Annotated in this window: 17 protein-coding genes; 10 read left to right on the forward strand and 7 right to left on the reverse strand. The window is 67.7% G+C overall.

Annotated features, from left to right (window positions below; translation table 11 throughout):
• Positions 1–123 precede the first annotated feature (123 nt).
• A complete protein-coding gene (locus tag ABW16_RS20335) occupies positions 124–1,572 on the forward strand; it encodes a glycosyltransferase family 39 protein (RefSeq protein WP_233424824.1) in 1,449 nt (482 codons plus the stop codon).
• Positions 1,573–1,575: 3 nt separating this feature from the next.
• On the opposite strand, the gene ABW16_RS20340 is transcribed toward ABW16_RS20335, so the two are convergent.
• On the reverse strand, positions 1,576–1,935 hold the full coding sequence (locus ABW16_RS20340) for an Rv2640c family ArsR-like transcriptional regulator (protein WP_047321001.1): 360 nt from the start codon (positions 1,933–1,935) through the stop codon (positions 1,576–1,578).
• Positions 1,936–2,037: 102 nt separating this feature from the next.
• On the opposite strand from ABW16_RS20340, the gene ABW16_RS20345 reads away from it, so the two are divergent.
• Both ABW16_RS20345 and arsB read left to right on the forward strand, forming a co-directional pair.
• Positions 2,038–2,433, forward strand: coding sequence for an ArsI/CadI family heavy metal resistance metalloenzyme (locus ABW16_RS20345; protein WP_047321021.1), 396 nt, complete (start codon positions 2,038–2,040; stop codon positions 2,431–2,433).
• On the forward strand, positions 2,433–3,953 hold the full coding sequence (gene arsB, locus ABW16_RS20350; RefSeq protein WP_200900696.1) for an ACR3 family arsenite efflux transporter: 1,521 nt from the start codon (positions 2,433–2,435) through the stop codon (positions 3,951–3,953). The genes ABW16_RS20345 and arsB overlap by 1 nt, the downstream gene beginning before the upstream one ends.
• Here the strand turns inward: arsB and ABW16_RS20355 are convergent.
• Both ABW16_RS20355 and uvrB read right to left on the reverse strand, forming a co-directional pair.
• The gene (locus tag ABW16_RS20355) at positions 3,905–5,344 is read right to left on the reverse strand and encodes an MFS transporter (RefSeq protein WP_082134234.1); all 1,440 of its coding nucleotides are present in this window, start codon (positions 5,342–5,344) and stop codon (positions 3,905–3,907) included. The two genes, arsB and ABW16_RS20355, sit on opposite strands and share 49 nt — an antisense overlap.
• A gap of 59 nt (positions 5,345–5,403) precedes the next feature.
• Positions 5,404–7,584, reverse strand: coding sequence for an excinuclease ABC subunit UvrB (uvrB, locus tag ABW16_RS20360; protein ID WP_047321002.1), 2,181 nt, complete (start codon positions 7,582–7,584; stop codon positions 5,404–5,406).
• A 103-nt stretch (positions 7,585–7,687) separates the two neighbouring features.
• On the opposite strand from uvrB, the gene ABW16_RS20365 reads away from it, so the two are divergent.
• Together ABW16_RS20365 and ABW16_RS20370 are read left to right on the forward strand one after the other, a co-directional pair.
• Positions 7,688–8,191, forward strand: coding sequence for a ribonuclease FAU-1 family protein (locus tag ABW16_RS20365; RefSeq protein ID WP_047321024.1), 504 nt, complete (start codon positions 7,688–7,690; stop codon positions 8,189–8,191).
• A gap of 10 nt (positions 8,192–8,201) precedes the next feature.
• On the forward strand, positions 8,202–8,642 hold the full coding sequence (locus ABW16_RS20370) for a hypothetical protein (RefSeq protein WP_052957025.1): 441 nt from the start codon (positions 8,202–8,204) through the stop codon (positions 8,640–8,642).
• 16 nt (positions 8,643–8,658) lie between these two features.
• Here ABW16_RS20370 and coaE read toward each other — a convergent pair whose 3' ends face one another.
• Together coaE and rpsA are read right to left on the reverse strand one after the other, a co-directional pair.
• The gene (gene coaE / locus ABW16_RS20375; RefSeq protein ID WP_047321003.1) at positions 8,659–9,876 is read right to left on the reverse strand and encodes a dephospho-CoA kinase; all 1,218 of its coding nucleotides are present in this window, start codon (positions 9,874–9,876) and stop codon (positions 8,659–8,661) included.
• Between the two features lie 39 nt (positions 9,877–9,915).
• Positions 9,916–11,355 (reverse strand): 30S ribosomal protein S1, encoded by a 1,440-nt coding sequence (rpsA, locus tag ABW16_RS20380; protein ID WP_047321004.1) that lies wholly within the window; start codon positions 11,353–11,355, stop codon positions 9,916–9,918.
• 173 nt (positions 11,356–11,528) lie between these two features.
• Here rpsA and ABW16_RS20385 point away from each other — a divergent pair, with 173 nt between their 5' ends.
• The 3 genes from ABW16_RS20385 to ABW16_RS20395 all read left to right on the forward strand — a co-directional run bounded on the left by ABW16_RS20385 (position 11,529) and on the right by ABW16_RS20395 (position 14,069).
• Positions 11,529–12,656 (forward strand): PrsW family intramembrane metalloprotease, encoded by a 1,128-nt coding sequence (locus ABW16_RS20385; protein WP_047321005.1) that lies wholly within the window; start codon positions 11,529–11,531, stop codon positions 12,654–12,656.
• 18 nt (positions 12,657–12,674) lie between these two features.
• Complete coding sequence (locus tag ABW16_RS20390) at positions 12,675–13,640, forward strand: NAD(P)H-dependent flavin oxidoreductase (RefSeq protein ID WP_047321006.1); 966 nt, start codon at positions 12,675–12,677, stop codon at positions 13,638–13,640.
• A 63-nt stretch (positions 13,641–13,703) separates the two neighbouring features.
• Positions 13,704–14,069, forward strand: a complete 366-nt coding sequence (locus ABW16_RS20395; RefSeq protein ID WP_047321007.1) for a nuclear transport factor 2 family protein — start codon at positions 13,704–13,706, stop codon at positions 14,067–14,069.
• Between the two features lie 6 nt (positions 14,070–14,075).
• Here ABW16_RS20395 and ABW16_RS20400 read toward each other — a convergent pair whose 3' ends face one another.
• Positions 14,076–15,605 carry an HNH endonuclease signature motif containing protein gene (locus tag ABW16_RS20400; RefSeq protein WP_047321008.1) on the reverse strand — a complete coding sequence of 510 codons (1,530 nt, stop codon included), beginning with the start codon at positions 15,603–15,605 and terminating at the stop codon, positions 14,076–14,078.
• Positions 15,606–15,660: 55 nt separating this feature from the next.
• Positions 15,661–18,375, reverse strand: coding sequence for a DNA polymerase I (gene polA / locus ABW16_RS20405; protein ID WP_047321009.1), 2,715 nt, complete (start codon positions 18,373–18,375; stop codon positions 15,661–15,663).
• A gap of 78 nt (positions 18,376–18,453) precedes the next feature.
• Between polA and ABW16_RS20410 the strand changes: the two genes are divergently transcribed.
• Positions 18,454–18,903, forward strand: coding sequence for a Zn-ribbon domain-containing OB-fold protein (locus ABW16_RS20410; protein ID WP_047321010.1), 450 nt, complete (start codon positions 18,454–18,456; stop codon positions 18,901–18,903).
• Positions 18,896–20,092 (forward strand): lipid-transfer protein, encoded by a 1,197-nt coding sequence (locus ABW16_RS20415; RefSeq protein WP_047321011.1) that lies wholly within the window; start codon positions 18,896–18,898, stop codon positions 20,090–20,092. The genes ABW16_RS20410 and ABW16_RS20415 overlap by 8 nt, the downstream gene beginning before the upstream one ends.
• The last annotated feature ends 143 nt before the right edge of the window (positions 20,093–20,235 follow it).

The following is a 20,235-nucleotide window of genomic DNA, read 5'->3' on the forward strand; positions in this document are numbered from 1 at the left end:
CAGCACACGCCGTTGAGCCAGGTATTGAGCCCGGCCCCGGTGCGTACGGATGCGGGCCCGCCACCCCGCCCGCCGCGCTCACCGGACGCGGCCGTAATCGCCGTAGCGGCAACGTTGATCAGCGTGATCGGTGCGAGCCGGCCGTCTCTGTGGTTCGACGAGGCAGCCACCATTTCGGCGTCGACGCACCGCTCACTTCCGGAACTGTGGCGATTGCTCACCCACATCGACGCGGTGCACGGGCTGTATTACCTGTTCATGCACGGCTGGTTTGCCGTCTTCCCCGCGACCGAATTCTGGTCGCGGGTGCCGAGCAGTCTGGCAGTCGGGCTAGGGGCCGCCGGTGTGGTGGTGCTGGCACGCGGGTTCACCGGCCGACAGGTATCGGTCTGCGCCGGTGCGCTTTACGCGATATTGCCGAGGATGACATGGGCCGGCGTCGAGGCGCGCCCCTATGCGTTCTCGGCGATGGCCGCGGTCTGGCTCACCGTGCTGTGGGTGACCGCGGCGCGGCGCAACACCGTGCGACTGTGGACGGGCTACGGCTTGGCGCTTGTGGCGGCGACGCTGCTGAACACCTTCACCGTGCTGATGGTGGCGGTACACGCGGTGGCGCTGCGTGCGGTGGGGGGCGAGGGCTCCGCGAAGCGGAGATGGGCCACGGCGGCCGGTATCGCGTTGGCCGGGCTGGCCCCATTCCTCTGGTTCAGCCAGGGACAGATCCGGCAGGTCGCCTGGATTCAGTCGCTGAACCCGCACACCGTCATCGAGATCGTCGAGCAGCAGTACTTCGACAACAGTGTGCCGTTCGCAATCCTGGCCTGGCTGGTGCTCGCCGCCGCCGTCGTGTCCGTTCGGACCGGCACCCGCCGGGCCCCTGACGACGACGCACGACGGCTGGTGGTGCTGTGCGTGGCCTGGATGCTCATTCCCACCGTGGCCACGCTGGCCTATTCGGTGCTGGTGAAACCCGTTTACTACCCGCGGTATTTGATCAGCACCGCTCCGGCGATGGCGATCGCACTGGCGATCGCGGTCACCACAATCGCCGGTTCGCGCCGCGCCGTCATCGGCGTCGTTGCCCTGCTGGCGATCGCGGCGGTGCCCAATTACGTTGCCAATCAACGCGATCGCTACACCAAGGAGAAGGGCTGGGACTACAGCGCGGTGGCCGACGTGATCGTCGCGCACGCCCAGCCCGGGGACTGCCTGCTGATCGACAACACCACCAGGTGGCTACCCGGCCCGATCCGGGCGCTGACCGCGGCGCGCCCCGAGGCGTTCGCGAAGCTGACCGACCCCGGCCTCGGCCCGCACCGCCAAACTTTGGGGCGACTGTGGGACGGACACCTGTCGGTGTCGGCACTGAAGGACCAGTTCGACCGCTGCCCGACGATCTGGGCGATCACCGATCACGACCGCAGCCTGCCGGCCCATCAGGCGGCAGCGGCGCTGCCGGTGGGCACCCGGTTCGCCCGCACACCCGACGGTCAGGTGCTGCACGCGCTGCGCTTCTACGCCGTGGAACGCTGGCAGTTCACCTTCGCCCAGGTGATCAAAGCCAGCCGGTAACCACTAGATACAGCAGTTGGGGTCCAGGGCCGCGCACAAAGCCTGCAAGGCATCCGGCCGCACCCGGTGGAACATGTTCATCCCCCGCCGGTCCGACACCACAAAACCGGCCTTACGCAGCTGCGTCAGGTGGTGGCTGACCGTGGATTCACTCAAGCCCAGGACCGTGGCCAGGTCGCCGGACTTCTCCTCTCCGGCGGTCGAGCTGAACAGATACGACACGATCTTGACCCGAACCGGATCCGCTAACGCCTTGAGCCGCAAAGCGATCTGCAATGCATCGGTGTCAGTCATGGGCCCTGCGGCGACCGGGGCGCAACACACCGGCGCGGTCATGTCGATCACCGGCAACGCTTTGGGCATGCATCCATCATGACACATCTCGTTGACATATATCGAAAAGGTTGGCATGCTGACCCCGGCATCGCTAGTTCGACATATGTCTTATAACCGGAGGTGGTTGCCGTGTCCCGCGTACAACTCGCACTCAACGTCGATGACCTCTATGCGGCAATCGCGTTCTACTCCCGGCTGTTCGGTGCCGAGCCGGCCAAGGTCAAGCCCGGCTACGCCAATTTCGCGATCGCCGACCCGCCGCTGAAGCTGGTGCTGCTGGAAAACCCGGGTCACGGCGGGACGCTGAACCACCTCGGCGTCGAGGTGGCCTCGAGCGAGATCGTCCACGAGGAGATCACCCGCCTGAGCGAAGCGGGCCTGCTGACCGAGGAGGAGATGGGCACCACCTGCTGTTACGCCACTCAGGACAAGGTCTGGGTCAGCGGCCCGGACCGAGAACGCTGGGAGGTCTACACCAAGATCGCCGATACCGACTCTGCCGCAGCCCCGGCCTCGTGCTGCTGATGGTCGACGACGCCACGGCAATGCACTCGGCCGCGACCACTCGGCTGTCCACCCTGAACCGATTGCTGCCGTTCTGGATCGGACTGGCCATGGCCGCCGGCCTGATCTTGGGACGGATGATCCCGGGCCTGGGTGACGACCTCAGCGCGGTGCAGATCGACAGGATCTCACTGCCGATCGCGGTCGGGCTGCTGATCATGATGTATCCCGTGCTGGCCAACGTCCGCTACGACCGGCTCGACACCGTCACCTCCGACCGGCGACTGCTGGTCAGCTCGCTACTGCTCAACTGGGTTGTCGGTCCAGCGGTGATGTTCGCCCTGGCATGGCTGCTGCTGGCCGATCTGCCCGAATACCGCACCGGGCTCATCGTGGTCGGGTTGGCCCGCTGTATCGCGATGGTCATCATCTGGAACGACCTGGCCCGCGGGGACCGCGAAGCCGCCGCCGTCCTCGTCGCGCTCAACTCGATCTTCCAAGTCGTGATGTTCGCCGTGCTGGGCTGGTTCTACCTCTCCGTGCTGCCCGGCTGGGTGGGACTGCCCCAGACAAGCATCGCGGTCTCTCCGTGGCAGATCGCCAAGTCCGTGGCCATCTTCCTCGGCATACCGCTGGCCGCCGGCTTCTTGACTCGCCGCTGGGCCGAACGCACCAAGGGCCGCGAATGGTATGAAAGCCGGCTGTTGCCGCGGATCGGACCCTGGGCGCTGTACGGCCTGCTCGGCACGATCGTCATCCTTTTCGCGTTACAAGGCGATCAGATCACCCGCCACCCCCTCGACGTGATCCGTATCGCGATCCCGCTGCTGGCCTATTTCGCGGTCATGTGGGGTGGCGGCTACCTCGTCGGGGCCGCTCTCGGCCTGGGCTATGCGCGCACCACCACCTTGGCGTTCACCGCCGCGGGCAACAATTTCGAACTCGCCATCGCGGTGGCGATCGCTACGTGGGGCGCCGCCAGTGGACAGGCACTCGCCGGGGTGGTCGGGCCCCTGATCGAGGTGCCCGTCCTGGTCGGTCTGGTCTACGCGTCGCTGGCCCTGCGGTCCCGTTTCACCCCAGCCACCAGACCCAGCGTGTTGTTCGTCTGCGTGCACAACGCCGGTCGGTCACAAATGGCCGCGGCACTGCTGCGCCATCTCGCCGGAGACCGCATCGAGGTTCGTTCCGCCGGTACCGAACCCACCGACCAGCTCAACCCCGGCGCCGTTGCTGCCATGGCCGAAATCGGAATCGACCTCACCACCAGCACACCCAAGGTCCTCACCGCCGACGCCGTCGAGTCCAGCGACGTCGTCATCACCATGGGCTGCGGTGACACCTGTCCCTACTTCCCGGGCGTGACCTACCGCGACTGGAAACTCGATGATCCGGCCGGTCAGCCCCTCGACACTGTCCGCGCCATCCGCGACGACATCGCCAACTACGTCAACGCGCTCATCGCCGAACTCTTGCCAGGTGTGGCACCGCGTCAGGCGGTGCCGCCGACGAGTTCACCGGCACCCCGGCTGGCCCGATAGGCGACCACGAATCCCAGGGCGGCGAGCACGGCGAAGATCGCGAACAGCCAGCGGGCCGCGGGCTGGCCGGCGCTCATCGCGGTGTTGACCACCAGGCCGGCGATGCCGGCGCCGAACGCCCCGCCGATCAACGTGACGGTGTTGACCGCAGCGGCGGCGGTACCGCCCTCGGCGGGATCGTCGACGCAGCTCATCGCCCACGCCGACAGGTGCGGCCAGCCGGCGCCGACGCCGATACCCACGACCAGCAGGGCCAGCGCCCAGATCGCGGCGACCGCGGTCGGGTTGTAGTGGCTCATCCGGGCGAACGCGACCACCGCCAGACCCGCCGACATCACCAGCGGCGCGCTGATCACCAGGCCGATGACCACTCGCACCTTGCTCACCGACGCGCTGGCGATCTCGCTAAACGTCCAGCCGGTCGACAGCGCGGCGCCCAGGAAGCCGGCCATCACCGGCGGCAGGTGAGCCAGCCGCTGCCCGAGCAGCGGGATGTACAGGTTGGCCTTCGTGGTGGCCATCAGCAGGCCCAGCGTCAGGTAGATCCACTTCTCCCGACCCGGGTGGAACGCGCTGGACGGCAGCACCGCCGACGACGAGCGCCGGTCCACGACCAGGAACAGCCCCAGCAGGACCCCGCCCGCGACCAGCAGACCTGCCGCACCGATGAGACTGCGCGGCAACTGCGCGACACTGACCGCCAGCGCGGCGCCGCCCAGCAGCAGCAGCGACCGCACCGGGATCTTCATCGGCTCGCCGCGGTGCCCGCTGGTCCCGGCCGGCAGCACCACGCTCACTGCCACGCCCATCGCCACGGTCAGCATCGCCATGACACCGAACGCCCACCGCCAGATACCGAACTGCGCAAACAGGCCGCCGGCCGCCGGGCCAACCAGGGTGCCGATCCCCCACATGGCCGAGACCAGTCCCGACGCCCGGGTCCACAACCAGCTGGGTAGGACCGCGTTGATCAGCGCCCACCCCAGCCCGGCCAACAGGCCGCCGCCTATGCCCTGCAGGGTGCGACCTACCAGCAGAACTTCCATCTCGGGCGCCAGCGCACAGAGCACCGTGCCCAGGCCGAACGACAGCAGACCCATCAGGTAGGCCGCGCGGGACCCCACCCGGACCAGCACCGCGTTGGCCGCGGCTGCGGCGATCACGGATCCGACCAGGTACAGGGTGGTCACCCAGGCGTAAAACCGCTCACCGCCGATGTCCTTGATCGTGTTGGGCAGCAGGCTGATCGTCAGGAACTCATTGGTGGCGTACAGCGCCACACCGCCGGCCAGCACGGCCGCGGTGCCCAGATAGCGCTTACCGAGCAGCTCACGCCAGCTGCCAGTGCTAACAGCGGGCTCATGCACCACCGCTTCAGTCAGTTCCACCACCGCTTGCAGTCAATCACGGATCACCATCACACGCGAAAATGGATCGGCTGCCTGGCGCGTCACTTGATTCCGGCCGCGTCCATACCCCGCAGTTCCTTCTTGAGGTCGGCGATCTCGTCGCGAATCCGGGCCGCCAGCTCGAATTGCAGATCACGCGCCGCGTTCATCATCTGCTCGGTGAGGTCCTTGACCAGATCGGCGAGCTCGGCTCGCGGCATGTTGCTGGTGTCGCGGCCCTCGAAGACCCCGGCGCTCACGGATTGGCCTGCCCGGCCCGGTGCCCCCTGGGCGCGCCGCCCGCGTGAGGCGTTGCGGCCCGACCCGGCGACCTCGATGGTTTCGGTGTCCTCCACCTCCCGGTACACCTGGTCGAGGATGTCGGCGATCTTCTTGCGCAGCGGCTGCGGGTCGATGCCGTTCGCCTCGTTGTAGGCGACCTGCTTGGCCCGGCGGCGTTCGGTTTCGTCGATGGCCTCCCGCATCGAGTCGGTGATCTTGTCGGCGTACATGTGCACTTCGCCGGAGACGTTGCGGGCGGCCCGGCCGATGGTCTGGATCAGGCTGCGGGTGGAGCGCAGGAAGCCCTCCTTGTCGGCGTCCAGGATCGCCACCAGCGACACCTCGGGCAGGTCCAGGCCCTCCCGCAGCAGGTTGATGCCGATCAGCACGTCGTAGTCGCCGAGCCGCAGCTGCCGCAGCAGCTCCACCCGGCGCAGCGTGTCGACCTCGGAGTGCAGGTAGCGCACCCGAATCCCCATCTCCAGCAGGTAGTCGGTGAGGTCTTCGGCCATTTTCTTGGTCAGCGTGGTCACCAGCACCCGCTCGTCGGCCGCGGTGCGCTGCCGGATCTCGGCGATCAGGTCGTCGATCTGCCCCTTGGTCGGCTTCACCACCACCTTGGGGTCCACCAGGCCGGTCGGGCGGATCACCTGCTCGACGAACTCGCCGCTGGCCTGGCTGAGCTCATAGGGGCCCGGAGTGGCCGACATGTAGACCGTCTGGCCGATCCGGTCGGCGAACTCCTCCCAGGTCAGCGGCCGGTTGTCGCAGGCCGAGGGCAACCGGAACCCGAACTCCACCAGGTTGCGTTTGCGCGACATGTCGCCCTCGTACATGCCCCCGATCTGCGGCACGGTGACGTGCGACTCGTCGATGATGAGCAGGAAGTCCTCGGGGAAGTAATCCAGCAGGGTGGCCGGGGGCGTGCCGGCGCCGCGACCGTCGATGTGGCGCGAATAGTTCTCGATGCCCGAGCAGAAGCCGACCTGACGCATCATCTCGATGTCGTAGTTGGTGCGCATCCGCAGCCGCTGGGCCTCCAGCAGCTTGCCGTGGTTCTCCAGCTCTTCGAGGCGGGCGGCCAGCTCCTCCTCGATGGTGGAGATGGCCTGCGTCATCCGTTCCGGACCGGCGACGTAGTGGGTGGCCGGGAAGATGCGGAGCGAATCGACCTTGCGGACCACGTCCCCGGTGAGCGGATGCAGGTAGTACAGCGCCTCGATCTCGTCGCCGAAGTACTCGATCCGGACCGCCAGCTCCTCGTAGGACGGGATGATCTCGACGGTGTCGCCGCGCACCCGGAACGAGCCGCGGGTGAACGCCATGTCGTTGCGGGTGTACTGCACGTCGACCAGCAGCCGCAGCAGGGCGTCGCGCGGCACCTCCACGCCGACCTGCAGCTCGACGGAGCGGTCCAGGTAGGACTGCGGGGTGCCCAGGCCGTAGATGCAGGACACCGACGCGACCACCACCACGTCGCGCCGGGACAGCAGGCTGGAGGTCGCCGAATGACGCAGCCGCTCGACGTCGTCGTTGATCGAGCTGTCCTTCTCGATGTAGGTGTCGGTCTGCGCGATATAGGCTTCCGGCTGGTAGTAGTCGTAGTACGAGACGAAATACTCGACTGCGTTGTGCGGCAGCATCTCTCGTAGCTCGTTTGCCAGCTGCGCGGCCAGCGTCTTGTTCGGCGCCATCACCAGGGTGGGCCGCTGCAGCCGCTCGATCAGCCAGGCCGCGGTGGCCGACTTGCCGGTGCCGGTGGCGCCGAGCAGCACCACGTCCTTCTCCCCCGAGGTGATGCGGCGTTCCAGTTCGGCAATGGCGGTCGGCTGGTCGCCGGCCGGCTGGTACTCGCTGACGACGTCGAACCGGCCGCCGGCGCGGACGATGCCCTCGACGGCGTCAGCGGCGGGTCGGTACTCCGAATGCGCGACGATGGGGTGTTCCGTTGCGAAGGCCACGGAAACCAGAGTAGGCCCGGCCGGCGACGATGCAGAGCGCGCCAGCGCGATGAGGAGGAGCCGGGCAATAGACCGGGGAGCCGACAGGGAGAGGCGGTCAGTGGTGCACCCACCCAAGGAAGAGACCTTCGACCTGCACGGCTACACCAACACCGACCCCAAAGGGGTGGTGCGCGCCGTCGACGTCTACGAGGTGCATCCCTGGGGCCTCTACCTGGCCCGCCCCACCCCGGGGCGGGCCCAATTCCACTACCTGGAGTCCTGGCTGCTGCCGTCGCTGGGTCTGCGGGCGAGCATCTTCCACTTCAACGCCGGACACGAGCGCGACCAGGACTTCTACCTTGACGTCGGCGAGTACACCGCGGGACCGGAGCGCTGGCACTCCCGGGACCACTACCTGGACCTGGTGGTCCGCACCGGGTCCAGCGTCGAGCTCACCGACACCGACGAGCTGATGGCCGCCGTCGCCGAGGGTCTGCTGAGTCAGCATGACGCCGAGCAGGCGGTGCTGCGCGCGGTGGCCGCCGTGGACGGCCTGGCCCGCAACGGCTACGACCTGCACCGCTGGCTGGCCGACCTCGGAATGCAACTATCCTGGGCCGGGTAATCTCGCTGATATGAACGCCAAACTGCGAATCGGTGTCGCCGCTGCCACCACCGCAGCCGTACTCGGGTGCGGTCAGCTGATCCCGGCGCCGGCGGGGGCCGATGACAACGACACCACCACCGAGCTGCACAACGTGACCTACATCGCGAAGGTCGACGCCTGGTCCAGCGGCAACGTGGTGACCTTCATGCGCAACGACTACGAGACCGCCAGCGCGGACCTCGACGCGTTCGGCACCCCGTTCGAGGCCAACACCGTGATGTCCGACCCCAGCAAGGCCGGCATGGTGATCCGGCTGCGCTTCCCGACCACCGCAACCGTGCACTGCGAGATCAAGGTCGACGACGTCACCACCGTCAAGAGCGAGCGCTTCATCAACACCTGGGGCAACACCAACGACCCCCACACCGGCGCGATGCTGTGCGGCGCGCTGATCAGCAGCATGGCCTGATCAGGCTTTAACGCAGCTAAGGCCGCCACCCGGTGCGATCGGCCCAGGCCCACGCCTGCCGGTAGGCGGCGTCGAACCAGGGTTCCTTGACCTCGGCATACGCCGCGATGCCACCGTGCGCCCCCGCACGTTCCGCGTCGCGTTTGACGCCCAGGTACTCGGTCCGGGCCTCGGCGTCGGCGGACAGCCAGGCCGGGAACAGCAGGGCGAACTGCTGATTGGGCCAACCGGCCACTCGGATGTGGACGTTGGTGGCCCGGCCCGGGTCGGCGGAGGCGTGAATCCGCTTCTGCCACAACGCCGGGTCTGCCGCGTGATCGAACTCGTCGACGGTGCTGCGGGCGTTGGGCTTTCCGTTGTCGGTGGTGATCGCCTCCACCCGAGGGTAGCCGGCGCGCAGCAGGGATTCGGCGAGTTCGTCGGCCACCGCGAGGGATTCGACCGTGACCTGGACATCGATGACATCCTTGGCGTCCAGTCCGGGCACCGCCGTGGAGCCGATGTGATCAACGCGGGTGGCCCGGTGCCCACAGGCGGTGCGCACCCGGGCCAAGATTCGCTGCGCCTGATCCGGCCAGGTCGGATCGGCCGGCATCAGCTGCGTCGGGGACGGCACCGTCTGGCGCGTGGTGAGGTTGTGCGCGAACGGCAGGATGCGCTGGTGCCACAGCTCAAGGGCCTGCTTCGACAGCTCATCCGGGTTGCCGGAATTGTCCAGCCAGACGTCGGCGACGTCGCGTCGCTGCGGCTCGGTGGCCTGCGCGGCAATCCTGGCTCGCGCGTCGTCCTCCGACATACCGCGGTATTCACGCAGCCGAGCTACTCGGGTTTCTATCTCGGCGTGCACCACGACCACCAGCGGGAAAAGCGGCGCCATCTGAGACTCGACCAGCAGCGGGATGTCCTCGACGATCACCGCTTCGTCACCGGCCGCTGCGATCAGCTCAGCACGGCGGTGCGCCACCAGCGGATGCACGATGCCGTTGAGCGTTGCCCGCTTGTCGTCGTCGCTGAAAGCGATCGCGGCCAGCGCCGGACGGTCCAGTGCCCCGTCCGGCAACAAGATGCCCGGCCCGAAGGCCTCGACCAATGCGGCCAGGCCTTCGGTACCGGGTTCCACGACCTCGCGTGCGATGACGTCACCGTCGACGATGACGCCACCGCACCGGCTGAAGGTAGCCGACACCGTCGACTTCCCGGCGCCGATACCGCCGGTCAGACCGATACGCAGCATCTGCGCCCCTTCAAAGCCCCTTCGAGCGCCCAGACGCTACTACGCGCTGTTACCGGCGAGCTTCTCCCGCAGCGCGGCGAGCTGCTCGTCGCTGGCCAGCGAACCACCGGCCGGAGCCTCGTCGCGGTGCGAACCGTTGGCACCTGAGCGCGGCTCGGCCTGCTCGGCAGCGGCGAACTTCTCCATCTGCGCGGTGTGCATCTTGTGCCGGCGCTCGGCCTCGGCGTAGCGGGCCTCCCACTCGGTGCGCTGCTTGTCGAAACCGTCGATCCACTCGTTGGTCTCGGCGTCGAAGCCCTCGGGGAAGATGTAGTTGCCCTGCTCGTCGTAGCTGTCGGCCATGCCGTACTTCGAGGGGTCGAACTCCTCGGTGTAGTCCTCGTTGGCCTGCTTGAGGCTCAGCGAGATCCGGCGGCGGTCCAGGTCGATGTCGATGACCTTGACCATGGCGTCGTCGCCGACCGCGACCACCTGGTCCGGGACCTCGACGTGGTGCTCAGCCAGCTCGGAGATGTGCACCAGACCCTCGATGCCCTCCTCGACACGGACGAACGCACCGAACGGCACCAGCTTGGTGACCTTGCCCGGGACGATCTGACCGATCGCGTGGGTGCGGGCGAAGTGGCGCCACGGGTCTTCCTGGGTGGCCTTGAGCGACAGCGAAACCCGCTCGCGGTCCATGTCGACGTCGAGCACCTCGACGGTGACCTCGTCGCCCACCTGGACGACCTCGGACGGGTGGTCGATGTGCTTCCAGGACAGCTCGGAGACGTGCACCAGGCCGTCCACGCCGCCCAGGTCGACGAAGGCGCCGAAGTTGACGATCGAGGAGACGACGCCCTTGCGGACGGCGCCCTTCTGCAGCTGGTTGAGGAACTCGCTGCGCACCTCGGACTGGGTCTGCTCCAGCCAGGCGCGACGCGACAGCACCACGTTGTTGCGGTTCTTGTCCAGCTCGATGATCTTGGCTTCGATCTCTTTGCCGATGTAGGGCTGCAGGTCGCGGACCCGGCGCATCTCCACCAGCGAGGCCGGCAGGAAGCCGCGCAGCCCGATGTCGAGGATCAGGCCGCCCTTGACGACCTCGATGACGGTGCCCTTGACGGCCTCGTCCTTCTCCTTGAGCTCTTCGATCGTGCCCCAGGCGCGCTCGTACTGGGCGCGCTTCTTGGACAGGATCAGACGACCCTCTTTGTCCTCTTTGGTCAGGACCAGGGCCTCGACCTCATCACCGACGGACACCACCTCGTGGGGGTCGACGTCGTGCTTGATGGACAGTTCGCGGGAGGGGATGACCCCTTCGGTCTTGTAACCGATGTCGAGCAGGACCTCGTCCCGGTCAACCTTGACGATCGTCCCTTCCACGATGTCGCCATCGTTGAAGTACTTGATCGTTTTGTCGATGGCGGCGAGAAAGTCCTCGGCCGAGCCGATGTCGTTGACGGCTACTTGCGGCGAGGTGACGGTGGGACTTGGCATGTGTTGGGTTGCTCCGGACATTGTGACGTAGTAGGGACGGGGTGCTATCACGCATGCTGCGCATGCGGTGGCCCGCGATCTGGCCTAGGACTAGTCGAGGACTACCTGTTGAGGCTACTCGACGCGTTGCACGCTGGACAAACCGGTGGCTACGCTCCCTCGCTATGCCTCAGATGCGGAACCGGCGGAGAGTCGGAGCGCCGCTCATCGTGATCGTCCTGCTCGCCATTCTCACCGTGTTCCTGTTGCTGCTGTTCACCGCGGCGAACCCGGGCGGGACGCTGACCGCGCTGGTACTGGCGAGCATGTCGATGCTGGTGGTGCTGTTGTGCTACCGCTGGCTGGACCGTTGGGAGCCCGAGCCGCGCCGGCTGCTGCAACTGGCGTTCTTGTGGGGAGCGTCGGTGGCCGTGGTGCTGGCGGTGGCGTTGGAGACCTTCGGGTCATCGGTGGCCACTGTGCGGCCGCTGGTGTCGAAGGCCTTCGACATGGCAGCCATCCAGGCGCCGTTCATCGAGGAGGCCGCGAAGGGCCTGTTCCTGCTGATCATGCTGACCGGGCGCCGGCGGCTGGCGCTCAACTCGCTGACCGACTGCATGGTCTACGCGGGCATCACGGCGGTGGGTTTCGCCTGGATGGAGGACATCGTCTACATCGCGCCGGCCGACTCACCGGCCAAGATGGCCGCGGTGGCCATCGCCCGGCTGATCTTCGGCCCGTTCGCCCACCCGCTGTTCACCACGATGACCGGGATCGGGGTGTTCTTCGCATTGCGCCGCCACGGCTTCTGGTCGAAAGCCTTCGTGATCCTGCTCGGCTATCTGGCGGCGGTGGCGATGCACGCCTCGTGGAACGCCTCGCTGGCGATGGGCGGCGGGCAACTTTTCCTGGTGACCTACGTGTTCTGGTTGGTCCCGGTGTTCCTGCTGATGGTGGTGCTGGGGATGCTGAGCCGCCGGCACGAGCAGCAGCTGGTCGCTTCGAAGCTGCCCGCGATGGTGACCGGTGGCCTGATCACCCCCAATGAGGCGTCCTGGCTGGGCTCGATCCGGGCCCGCAAGCTGGCGATCCGCGAGGCGAAGCGCATCGGTGGCCGGCCCGCCGGTCGGGCCGTCAAGAAGTTCGCCGCCCAGGTGATCCAGCTGGCGTTCATCCGGGATCGCATCGACCGCGGCTTCGGTGATCCCGAGGTGTTCGCGGTGCAGCAGGAGGACGCCTACGGCGTGGTGGCCGCCCGCACAGCCGCTCCGGTGCTCTACACCATGGCGGGGTATCACTCGCCGGTGCCGGTGCGGCGGTGATCTTCGGGAGGCATCGCGATGTCGCTGCGCAATCGCCTCACCGACTACTTCGGTATCGAACACCCGATCGTGCTGGCGCCCATGGCGCAAGCTTCCGGCGGCCGGCTCGCCGCTGCGGTCACGCATGCCGGTGGACTCGGTCTGCTCGGCGGGGGCTACGGCGACGCTGACTGGGTGCAGCGCGAATTCGATGCCGCCGGCGACGCGCGCGTCGGGTGCGGTTTCATCACCTGGAGCCTGTCCCGGGTGCCGGAGGTTTTCGACCTCGCACTCAGCCGGCGCCCGGCGGCGATCATGCTGTCCTTCGGTGATCCCGAGCCCTTCGCCGAAGCCATCCGCGACGCGGGGGTTCCGCTCATCTGCCAGGTGCAGACCCTGGAGCAGGCACATGCCGCGCTGCGGGCGGGAGCGAATGTCATCGTGGCCCAGGGCGCCGAGGCCGGCGGCCACGGAATGTCGGGCTGCTCGACTCTCACGTTCGTCCCAGCCGTCGTCGACCTGGTGGCGGAGAGCTCCCCGGAAACTTTCGTACTGGCCGCGGGCGGTATCGCCGACGGCCGCGGGGTGGCCGCGGCGCTGGCGCTCGGTGCCGACGGAGTCTTGGTCGGCACTCGGTTCTGGGCCTGCAGCGAGGCCATCGTGTCAGGGGCCGCACACCAGCGAGCCATCCGGGCCAGCGGCGAAGACACCGTCCGCACTCGCGTCTACGACCTTGTGCGACAACTCGATTGGCCCGCCCACTACGACGAGCGGGCGCTGGTCAACGCGTTCCTGCAGAGCTGGCACGGCGACGACAGCCACTTGCTGGCTAACCTGCCCGAAGCCATCGCCGCCTTCCAGGCGGGGCTTTCCGCCGGGGATTTCGACATTGCGCACATCCTGATCGGCGAGGCCGTCGGCCTCATCCACGACGTGGTCCCCGCGGGTGGCATCGTGGCGCAGATGGCGTGCGACGCCACCCGAATCCTGAACCGCGGTTCGTAACGTTCTTGATGGCCCTCCAACCCGAACTTTAAGTACCGTCGATACAGACGAGGGGGCTGGCTGATGGGGACTTCGGAAGAATTGATTGCGCTGGAACAACGCGGGTGGGAGGCGCTCGCGACGAGCGGTGAAGCCGCTGCGGACTTCTACCGGCAGGTTCTCGACGACGACATCGCGATGGTGTTCCCAGGCGGTATGTCGATTTTTGACCGCGACGCCGTCATCGCATCCATGGGCGGCGATGCGTGGTCGTCCTTTGAGCTCAGCGATATCCACGTGCTTGTGCCGGTGCCCGATGTTGGCATCGTCACCTATCGCTCGACCTCGCAACGCGGAGATCAGCCCACCTACGTTGCCCTTGTCACCAGCGTCTACACACGGCGCGGCAACGCCTGGCGGCTCACGCTGCACCAACAGACCGCCGCCTGACCGCCGCTAGAAGGGTGGTGGGTCGTCGGGGTCGATGCCGGGGCCTACTTTCGGGAACCAGATGGCGTCGCGGGCGGCGCGTCGGGCTTGGCGGGCTTTGTGGTTTTGGTTGCGTTCGGTGGTGATGCGGGCGGCGCGGTGTTGGGCGCGGGTGCGTCGGCGGCGGGGCATCATCGCGGTGCGGTGACCGCAGCGGTCATCATCGCGGCGCAGCGATGCCGGCAGTTCCCCGGTGGGTGCGCACAGGTGCGGGAACAGCAGGGAGCTGCCCGGGGTGGTGACGTAGGTCTGCCCGGAGGGTGAGGTCAGGATCACCGTGCCATCGGGCAGCTGCTGATCTCGCCAGCCCCAGAACGTTTTCACCAGGTGGTGGGTGCGGCAATAGCATTTGAGGTTCGACGGATGGGTGAGGCCGCCGTCACCGCGGGGAATGGTGTGGTCGATGTCGCAGTCGAGTGCTGGCCGGTCACAGCCCGGCCAGCGGCACGTCAGATCCCGGCACCGCACGAAATCCGCCAGCGCCTTCGAAGGCACATACCCGGACTCGGGTGGTGCGTCGGCGGGGTGCACCAACGCCACCAGCCGGGCCGATCGGGCGAGCTCGGCGACCAGTTCCGGTGGGATGAGTCCATCGGCCTCGACCAACGAGCCCGCCGCCTCACCGGTGCCGTCGAGGGTGGCCTGCTCAGCGATCACATGAATCACCACCGGCGAGGCGCCCGGGCGCCCACCTGCCGCACAGTCGGACCGGCCGCAGCGGCATCCCAGCCGATCCGCCCGCGCCGCCAACGCCCCCATCGCATCGGCGCGCCGCTGCGCGCGAGTCCGTGGGTCGTGTTCACAGACCGTGGCGGCCAAGGCATCCAAGGCCTTATCCACTGCACGGGCATCGACGCTGAACAAGCTGCCCTGGATCTCCGAGAGACCGCCTTCGACGTAGTCCCCGAACAGGATCTCGCGTTCGGCCTGCCGTTCCTTGCGGCGGCGCACCGCATCGGCGTCGGCTTTGGCCACGATCTTGTCGATCTTGCCCGCCAACCGGTTCATCGTCAGCGACGGCCAGCGCACCACTTGGGCCGCCAACTGCGCATCCACGGCCGCCAGCACCTCACGGTCGGTGATCAACCCGGTGCGATACACCATCGTCTGAAACAACCGGATATCGATATCACCGGCCTGGAAGACCTGCGCCACCTGCGGCAGCTGCTCGCGCATCGCCCGGGCATACCGCAGCCGACTCGCCGCCAGCCCCTGGCTGATCCGCAACGCCGCGGCGACCTCGGCGGCCACTGCCGCCTCGGTATCGACCGCCCACTCCTCGGTTTCACTACAACGACTCAACCGCAGCGCAAACAACTCCCCGATCGCCGCCAGGTGCGCCGCCGCCGCTCGATTCTCCGCCCGCGCCGAGACGCAGATCCGATCCACCAAAGCCGCCGACTCCGGCGTCACCGAGGGATACCGCCGCTCAAAGCGCTCCGACAGCCGCGCGATCGACTCCGCAGACGGAAGCCTCGATGACGACTGCTCGAACATACGTTCGACTATAGCGGAAATGTCTGACGCGTGCCGGTGTCGAGGCGAGCAGAGGTCAGTGCGCGGCAGCGTCCCAACTACGCCCGTAACCGACCGCGACCTCCAGCGGGACGCTGAGCGGATAGGCGCTGCCCATCTTGTCGCGTACCAGCGCTTCGAGCGGCTCGCGTTCGCCCTCGGCCACCTCGAACAGCAATTCGTCGTGCACCTGCAACAACATCCGCGACCGCAGGCCAGACGCCTTGAGGGCTCGGTCGACGTTGATCATCGCGACCTTGATGATGTCGGCCGCGCTGCCCTGAATCGGCGCGTTGAGCGCAGCACGCTCGGCGGACTCCCGGACCTGGCGGTTGCTGCTGTCCAGCTCCGGCAGGTAGCGCCGCCGGCCCAGCACCGTCGAGGTGTAGCCGTCCTTGCGGGCCTGCTCGACGACCTCGTGCAGGTAGTCGCGCACCCGGCCGAACCGGTCGAAGTAGGCGTCCATCTGCTCTTTGGCCTCTTCGGTGGAGATCTTGAGCTGGGAGGCCAACCCGTAGGCGCTCAACCCGTAGGCCAGGCCGTACGACATGGCCTTGACGCGGCGCCGCATGTCCGGGGTCACCTCGTCGATCGGCACCGAGAACGCCCGCGACCCGACGAACGAGTGCAGGTCTTCGCCGGTGTTGAACGCTTCGATGAGGCCCTCGTCCGCCGACAGGTGCGCCATGATGCGCATCTCGATCTGGCTGTAGTCGACCGTCATCAGCTCGGGGTAGCCGTCCCCCACCACGAAGGCGTCGCGGATCTGGCGTCCGGCGTCGGTGCGGATCGGGATGTTCTGCAGGTTCGGATCGGTGGACGACAACCGGCCGGTCGCGGCGATCGTCTGGTTCAGCGTGGTGTGGATTCGTCCGTCGGAGGCAACCGATTTCAGCAATCCGTCGACGGTCACCTTCAGGCGAGTGACGTCGCGGTGCGTCAGCAGGTGCTCCAGGAACGGATGACCGGTCTTGTCGAACAGCGACTGCAGCGCGTCGGCGTCGGTGGTGTAGCCGGTCTTGGTCTTCTTGGTCTTGGGCATGCCCAGTTCGTCGAAGAGCACCACCTGCAGCTGCTTGGGTGATCCGAGGTTGATCTGCTTGCCGATCACCGCGTAAGCGGCTTCGGCGGCGTCGCGGATCTCGTCACCGAACCGACTCTGCAGCTGGCTCAGGTGATCGAGGTCCACACCGATCCCGGCGGTCTCCAGCTCGGCCAGCACCCGCTGCAGGGGCAGCTCGATGTCGGCGAGCAGGCCGGAGGAGTCGATGCGGGCCAGTTCGAGATCCAGCGCGTCGGCCAGGTCGGCGACGGCCCGGGCCCGCAGGATGGCGGTCTGCACCGCTTGGTCGTCGATGCCTTCAGTGTCATCCAGCAGCGAGAGTTGTTGTTGCTCATCGGATTCGGCGCGCAGTTCCCGGCGCAGGTAGCGCACCGAGAGGTCGTCGAGACTGAAGCTGCGCTGACCGGGCCGCACCAGGTAAGCGGCCAGGGCGGTGTCACAGGTGACGCCGTCCAGAGTCCAGCCTCGCCCGGCCAGGTCGTGGATGGCCAGCTTGGCCTCGTGCAGCGCCTTGGGCTTGTCCGGATCGGCCAGCCACGCGGCCAGCGCGGCGTCGTCCTCGGCGGTCAGCGTCGCGGTGTCGAGGTAGCCGCCGTCGCCGTCCGCCGAGGCCAGGGCCAGTGCGGTGGCGTCGCTGTCGAAACTGCGGTGGGTGCCGATCACGGCCAGCCCGGTGCGACGCCCGTCGGCGGCGTGTTCGGCCAGCCAGGCCCCGACCGTGCCCGGCTCCAGGGCGGCGCCGCGCACCTCGAAGCCCTCCTCGGCCTCGGGCACCGTGCCCCCTGCGGTGGACAGCGTCTCGAAGAGCCGGTCGCGCAGCACCCGGAACTCGAGGTCGTCGAAGAGCTGATGGATCTGCTCACGGTCCCACGGCACCAGTCGCAGGGTGTCCGGCGTCTGGGCCAGCGGCACGTTGCGGACCAGGTCGGTCAGCTCGCGGTTGAGGATCACGGTGGACAGGTTGGCGCGCAACGCATCTCCGACCTTGCCCTTGACGGTGTCGACCTGGTCCACCAGCCCCTGCAGCGACCCGTATTCGGTGATCCACTTCGAGGCGGTCTTCTCCCCCACCCCGGGGATGCCCGGCAGGTTGTCGCTGGGGTCGCCGCGCAGCGCCGCGAAGTCCGGGTACTGCGCCGGAGTCAGGCCGTACTTCTCGACGACCGCATCCGGGGTGAACCGGGTCAGGTCGCTGACCCCCTTACGCGGGTAGAGCACGGTCACGTTCTCGTTGACCAACTGCAGGGCGTCGCGGTCGCCAGTGACCACCAGGACCCGGTAGCCCTCGGCGTCGGCCTGGGTGGCCAGCGTGGCGATCAGGTCGTCGGCCTCATAACCGGGCTCCGACAGCGTGGTGATGCCCAGCGCGACGAGGACTTCCTTGGTGATGTCGATCTGGCCGCGGAACTCATCGGGCGTGGTCGAGCGGGTGGCCTTGTACTCCGGGAAGCGCTCGGAGCGGAAGGTCTGCCGCGACACGTCGAACGCGGCGGCGACGTGGGTGGGAGCCTCGTCGCGCAGCAGGTTGATGAGCATCGCGGTGAACCCGTAGACGGCGTTGGTGGTCAGGCCGCTGCGCGTCTTGAAATTCTCCGCGGGCAGCGCGTAGAAGGCCCGGTACGCCAGCGAGTTTCCGTCCAGCAGCAGCAGCGTCGGTTTGGTCTGACTCACAGGGCCAACTCTAGGCACCGCCGGCGGGCGCCCGTCAGCGCCGGTGGAATTGCAACACGTTTCAGTTTTGCGGTCGCGGTTGGGTACGCTGACCGGGTGCCAGATGTAGCCTCGCAGCCAGCCATCGACGGGTGGTTCGCCACCGACGACGCCGGCCTCCCCCACCTGATCGGCGCCAAGTGTCCGCAGTGCGGCACCTATGTGTTCCCGCCGCGTGAGAACAACTGCCCCAACCCGGCCTGCGACGGCGACGTGTTGGAGCCGGTCGCGCTGTCGCGGCGCGGCACGATCTGGAGCTACACCGAGAACCGGTACCTGCCGCCGGCCCCCTACCCGCCGAGCGACCCGTTCGAGCCGTTCGCGATCGCCGCGGTGGAGCTGGCCGACGAGGGCCTGATCGTGCTGGGCAAGGTCGTCGAGGGGACCCTGGCCGCGGACTTGAAGGTCGGCATGGAGATGGAGCTGACCACCATGCCGCTCTACACCGACGACGACGGCGTCACGCGCACCGTCTACGCGTGGAAGAAGGTGGACGCCAATGCCTGAACCGCTGTACATCCTGGGTGCGGGCATGCACCCGTGGGGCAAGTGGGGCCGCGACTTCACCGAGTACGGGGTGGTCGCCGCCCGTGCCGCGCTGGCCGACGCCGGCCTGAACGCGCAGCAGATCCAGTTCATCGCCGGCGCGGACACCATCCGCAACGGCTACCCGGGCTTCATCGCCGGTTCGACGTTCGCCCAGAAGCTGGGCTGGAACGGCGTTCCGGTGTCGTCCTCGTACGCCGCGTGCGCCTCTGGTTCGCAGGCGCTGCAGAGCGCCCGGGCCCAGATCCTGGCCGGTTTCTGCGATGTGGCGCTGGTGATCGGCGCCGACACCACCCCCAAGGGCGCGTTCGCCCCGGTCGGCGGTGAGCGCAAGAACGACCCGGACTGGCAGCGCTTCCACCTGATCGGTGCGATGAACCCGGTGTATTTCGCGCTGCTGGCGCGCCGCCGGATGGACCTCTACGGCGCCACCTCCGAGGACTTCGCGCAGGTGAAGGTGAAGAACTCCCGGCATGGCCTGAACAACCCCAATGCCCGCTACCACAAGGAAGCCACCGTCGACGACGTGCTGGCCAGCCCGGTGGTCTCCGATCCGCTGCGCCAGCTCGACATCTGCGCCACCTCCGACGGTGCGGCTGCGCTGATCGTGGCCAGCGCGGAATTCGCCCGCAAGCACCTGGGTTCGCTCGAGGGTGTGCCGTCGGTGCGCGCGGTGTCGACCGTGACCCCTCGCTACCCGCAGCACCTGCCCGAATTGCCGGACATCGCAACCGATTCCACCGCCGTGGTAGCCGCGCCCGAGCGGGTTTTCAAGGACCAGATCCTGGACGCCGCCTACGCCGAGGCCGGAATCGGCCCCGAGGACGTCAGCCTGGCCGAGGTCTACGACCTGTCCACCGCGCTGGAGATCGACTGGTACGAGCACCTGGGCCTGTGCGCCAAGGGTGAGGGCGAGCAACTGCTGCGCAGCGGTGCCACCACCATCGGTGGCCGGGTACCGGTGAACCCGTCCGGCGGGCTGGCCTGCTTCGGCGAGGCGATCCCGGCGCAGGCCATTGCCCAGGTGTGCGAACTGACCTGGCAGCTGCGCGGGACCGCCACCGGCCGGCAAGTCGAGGGCGCCACGGTGGGCGTCACGGCCAACCAGGGCCTGTTCGGGCACGGCTCCTCGGTGATCGTCGCCCGGTAGTTCTTCCGGCGCGAGCGTGCGTAGTAAGAGAGCTATGGCGCGTGTCGTTGAAAGTCTGGATGTAGAAGACGTCCTCCTGCTGTCGTTGACGGGCTTGGTGTCCCAAAACAGCGAGGAGGACGTCGTGGTTCAGGGTAGTGGAT

The sequence above is a fragment of the Mycolicibacter heraklionensis genome (assembly GCF_001021505.1).
GTDB classification, from domain to species: Bacteria; Actinomycetota; Actinomycetes; order Mycobacteriales; family Mycobacteriaceae; genus Mycobacterium; species Mycobacterium heraklionense.

Excerpts from the sequence above, each read along its gene's own strand:
- ABW16_RS20340 (WP_047321001.1), bottom strand. The coding sequence starts at position 1,935 with ATGCCCAAAGCGTTGCCGGTGATCGACATGACCGCGCCGGTGTGTTGC.
- arsB (WP_200900696.1), top strand. The coding sequence starts at position 2,433 with ATGGTCGACGACGCCACGGCAATGCACTCGGCCGCGACCACTCGGCTG.
- ABW16_RS20370 (WP_052957025.1), top strand. The coding sequence starts at position 8,202 with ATGAACGCCAAACTGCGAATCGGTGTCGCCGCTGCCACCACCGCAGCC.
- coaE (WP_047321003.1), bottom strand. The coding sequence starts at position 9,876 with ATGCTGCGTATCGGTCTGACCGGCGGTATCGGCGCCGGGAAGTCGACG.
- rpsA (WP_047321004.1), bottom strand. The coding sequence starts at position 11,355 with ATGCCAAGTCCCACCGTCACCTCGCCGCAAGTAGCCGTCAACGACATC.
- ABW16_RS20385 (WP_047321005.1), top strand. The coding sequence starts at position 11,529 with ATGCGGAACCGGCGGAGAGTCGGAGCGCCGCTCATCGTGATCGTCCTG.
- ABW16_RS20390 (WP_047321006.1), top strand. The coding sequence starts at position 12,675 with ATGTCGCTGCGCAATCGCCTCACCGACTACTTCGGTATCGAACACCCG.
- ABW16_RS20395 (WP_047321007.1), top strand. The coding sequence starts at position 13,704 with ATGGGGACTTCGGAAGAATTGATTGCGCTGGAACAACGCGGGTGGGAG.
- ABW16_RS20400 (WP_047321008.1), bottom strand. The coding sequence starts at position 15,605 with ATGTTCGAGCAGTCGTCATCGAGGCTTCCGTCTGCGGAGTCGATCGCG.
- ABW16_RS20415 (WP_047321011.1), top strand. The coding sequence starts at position 18,896 with ATGCCTGAACCGCTGTACATCCTGGGTGCGGGCATGCACCCGTGGGGC.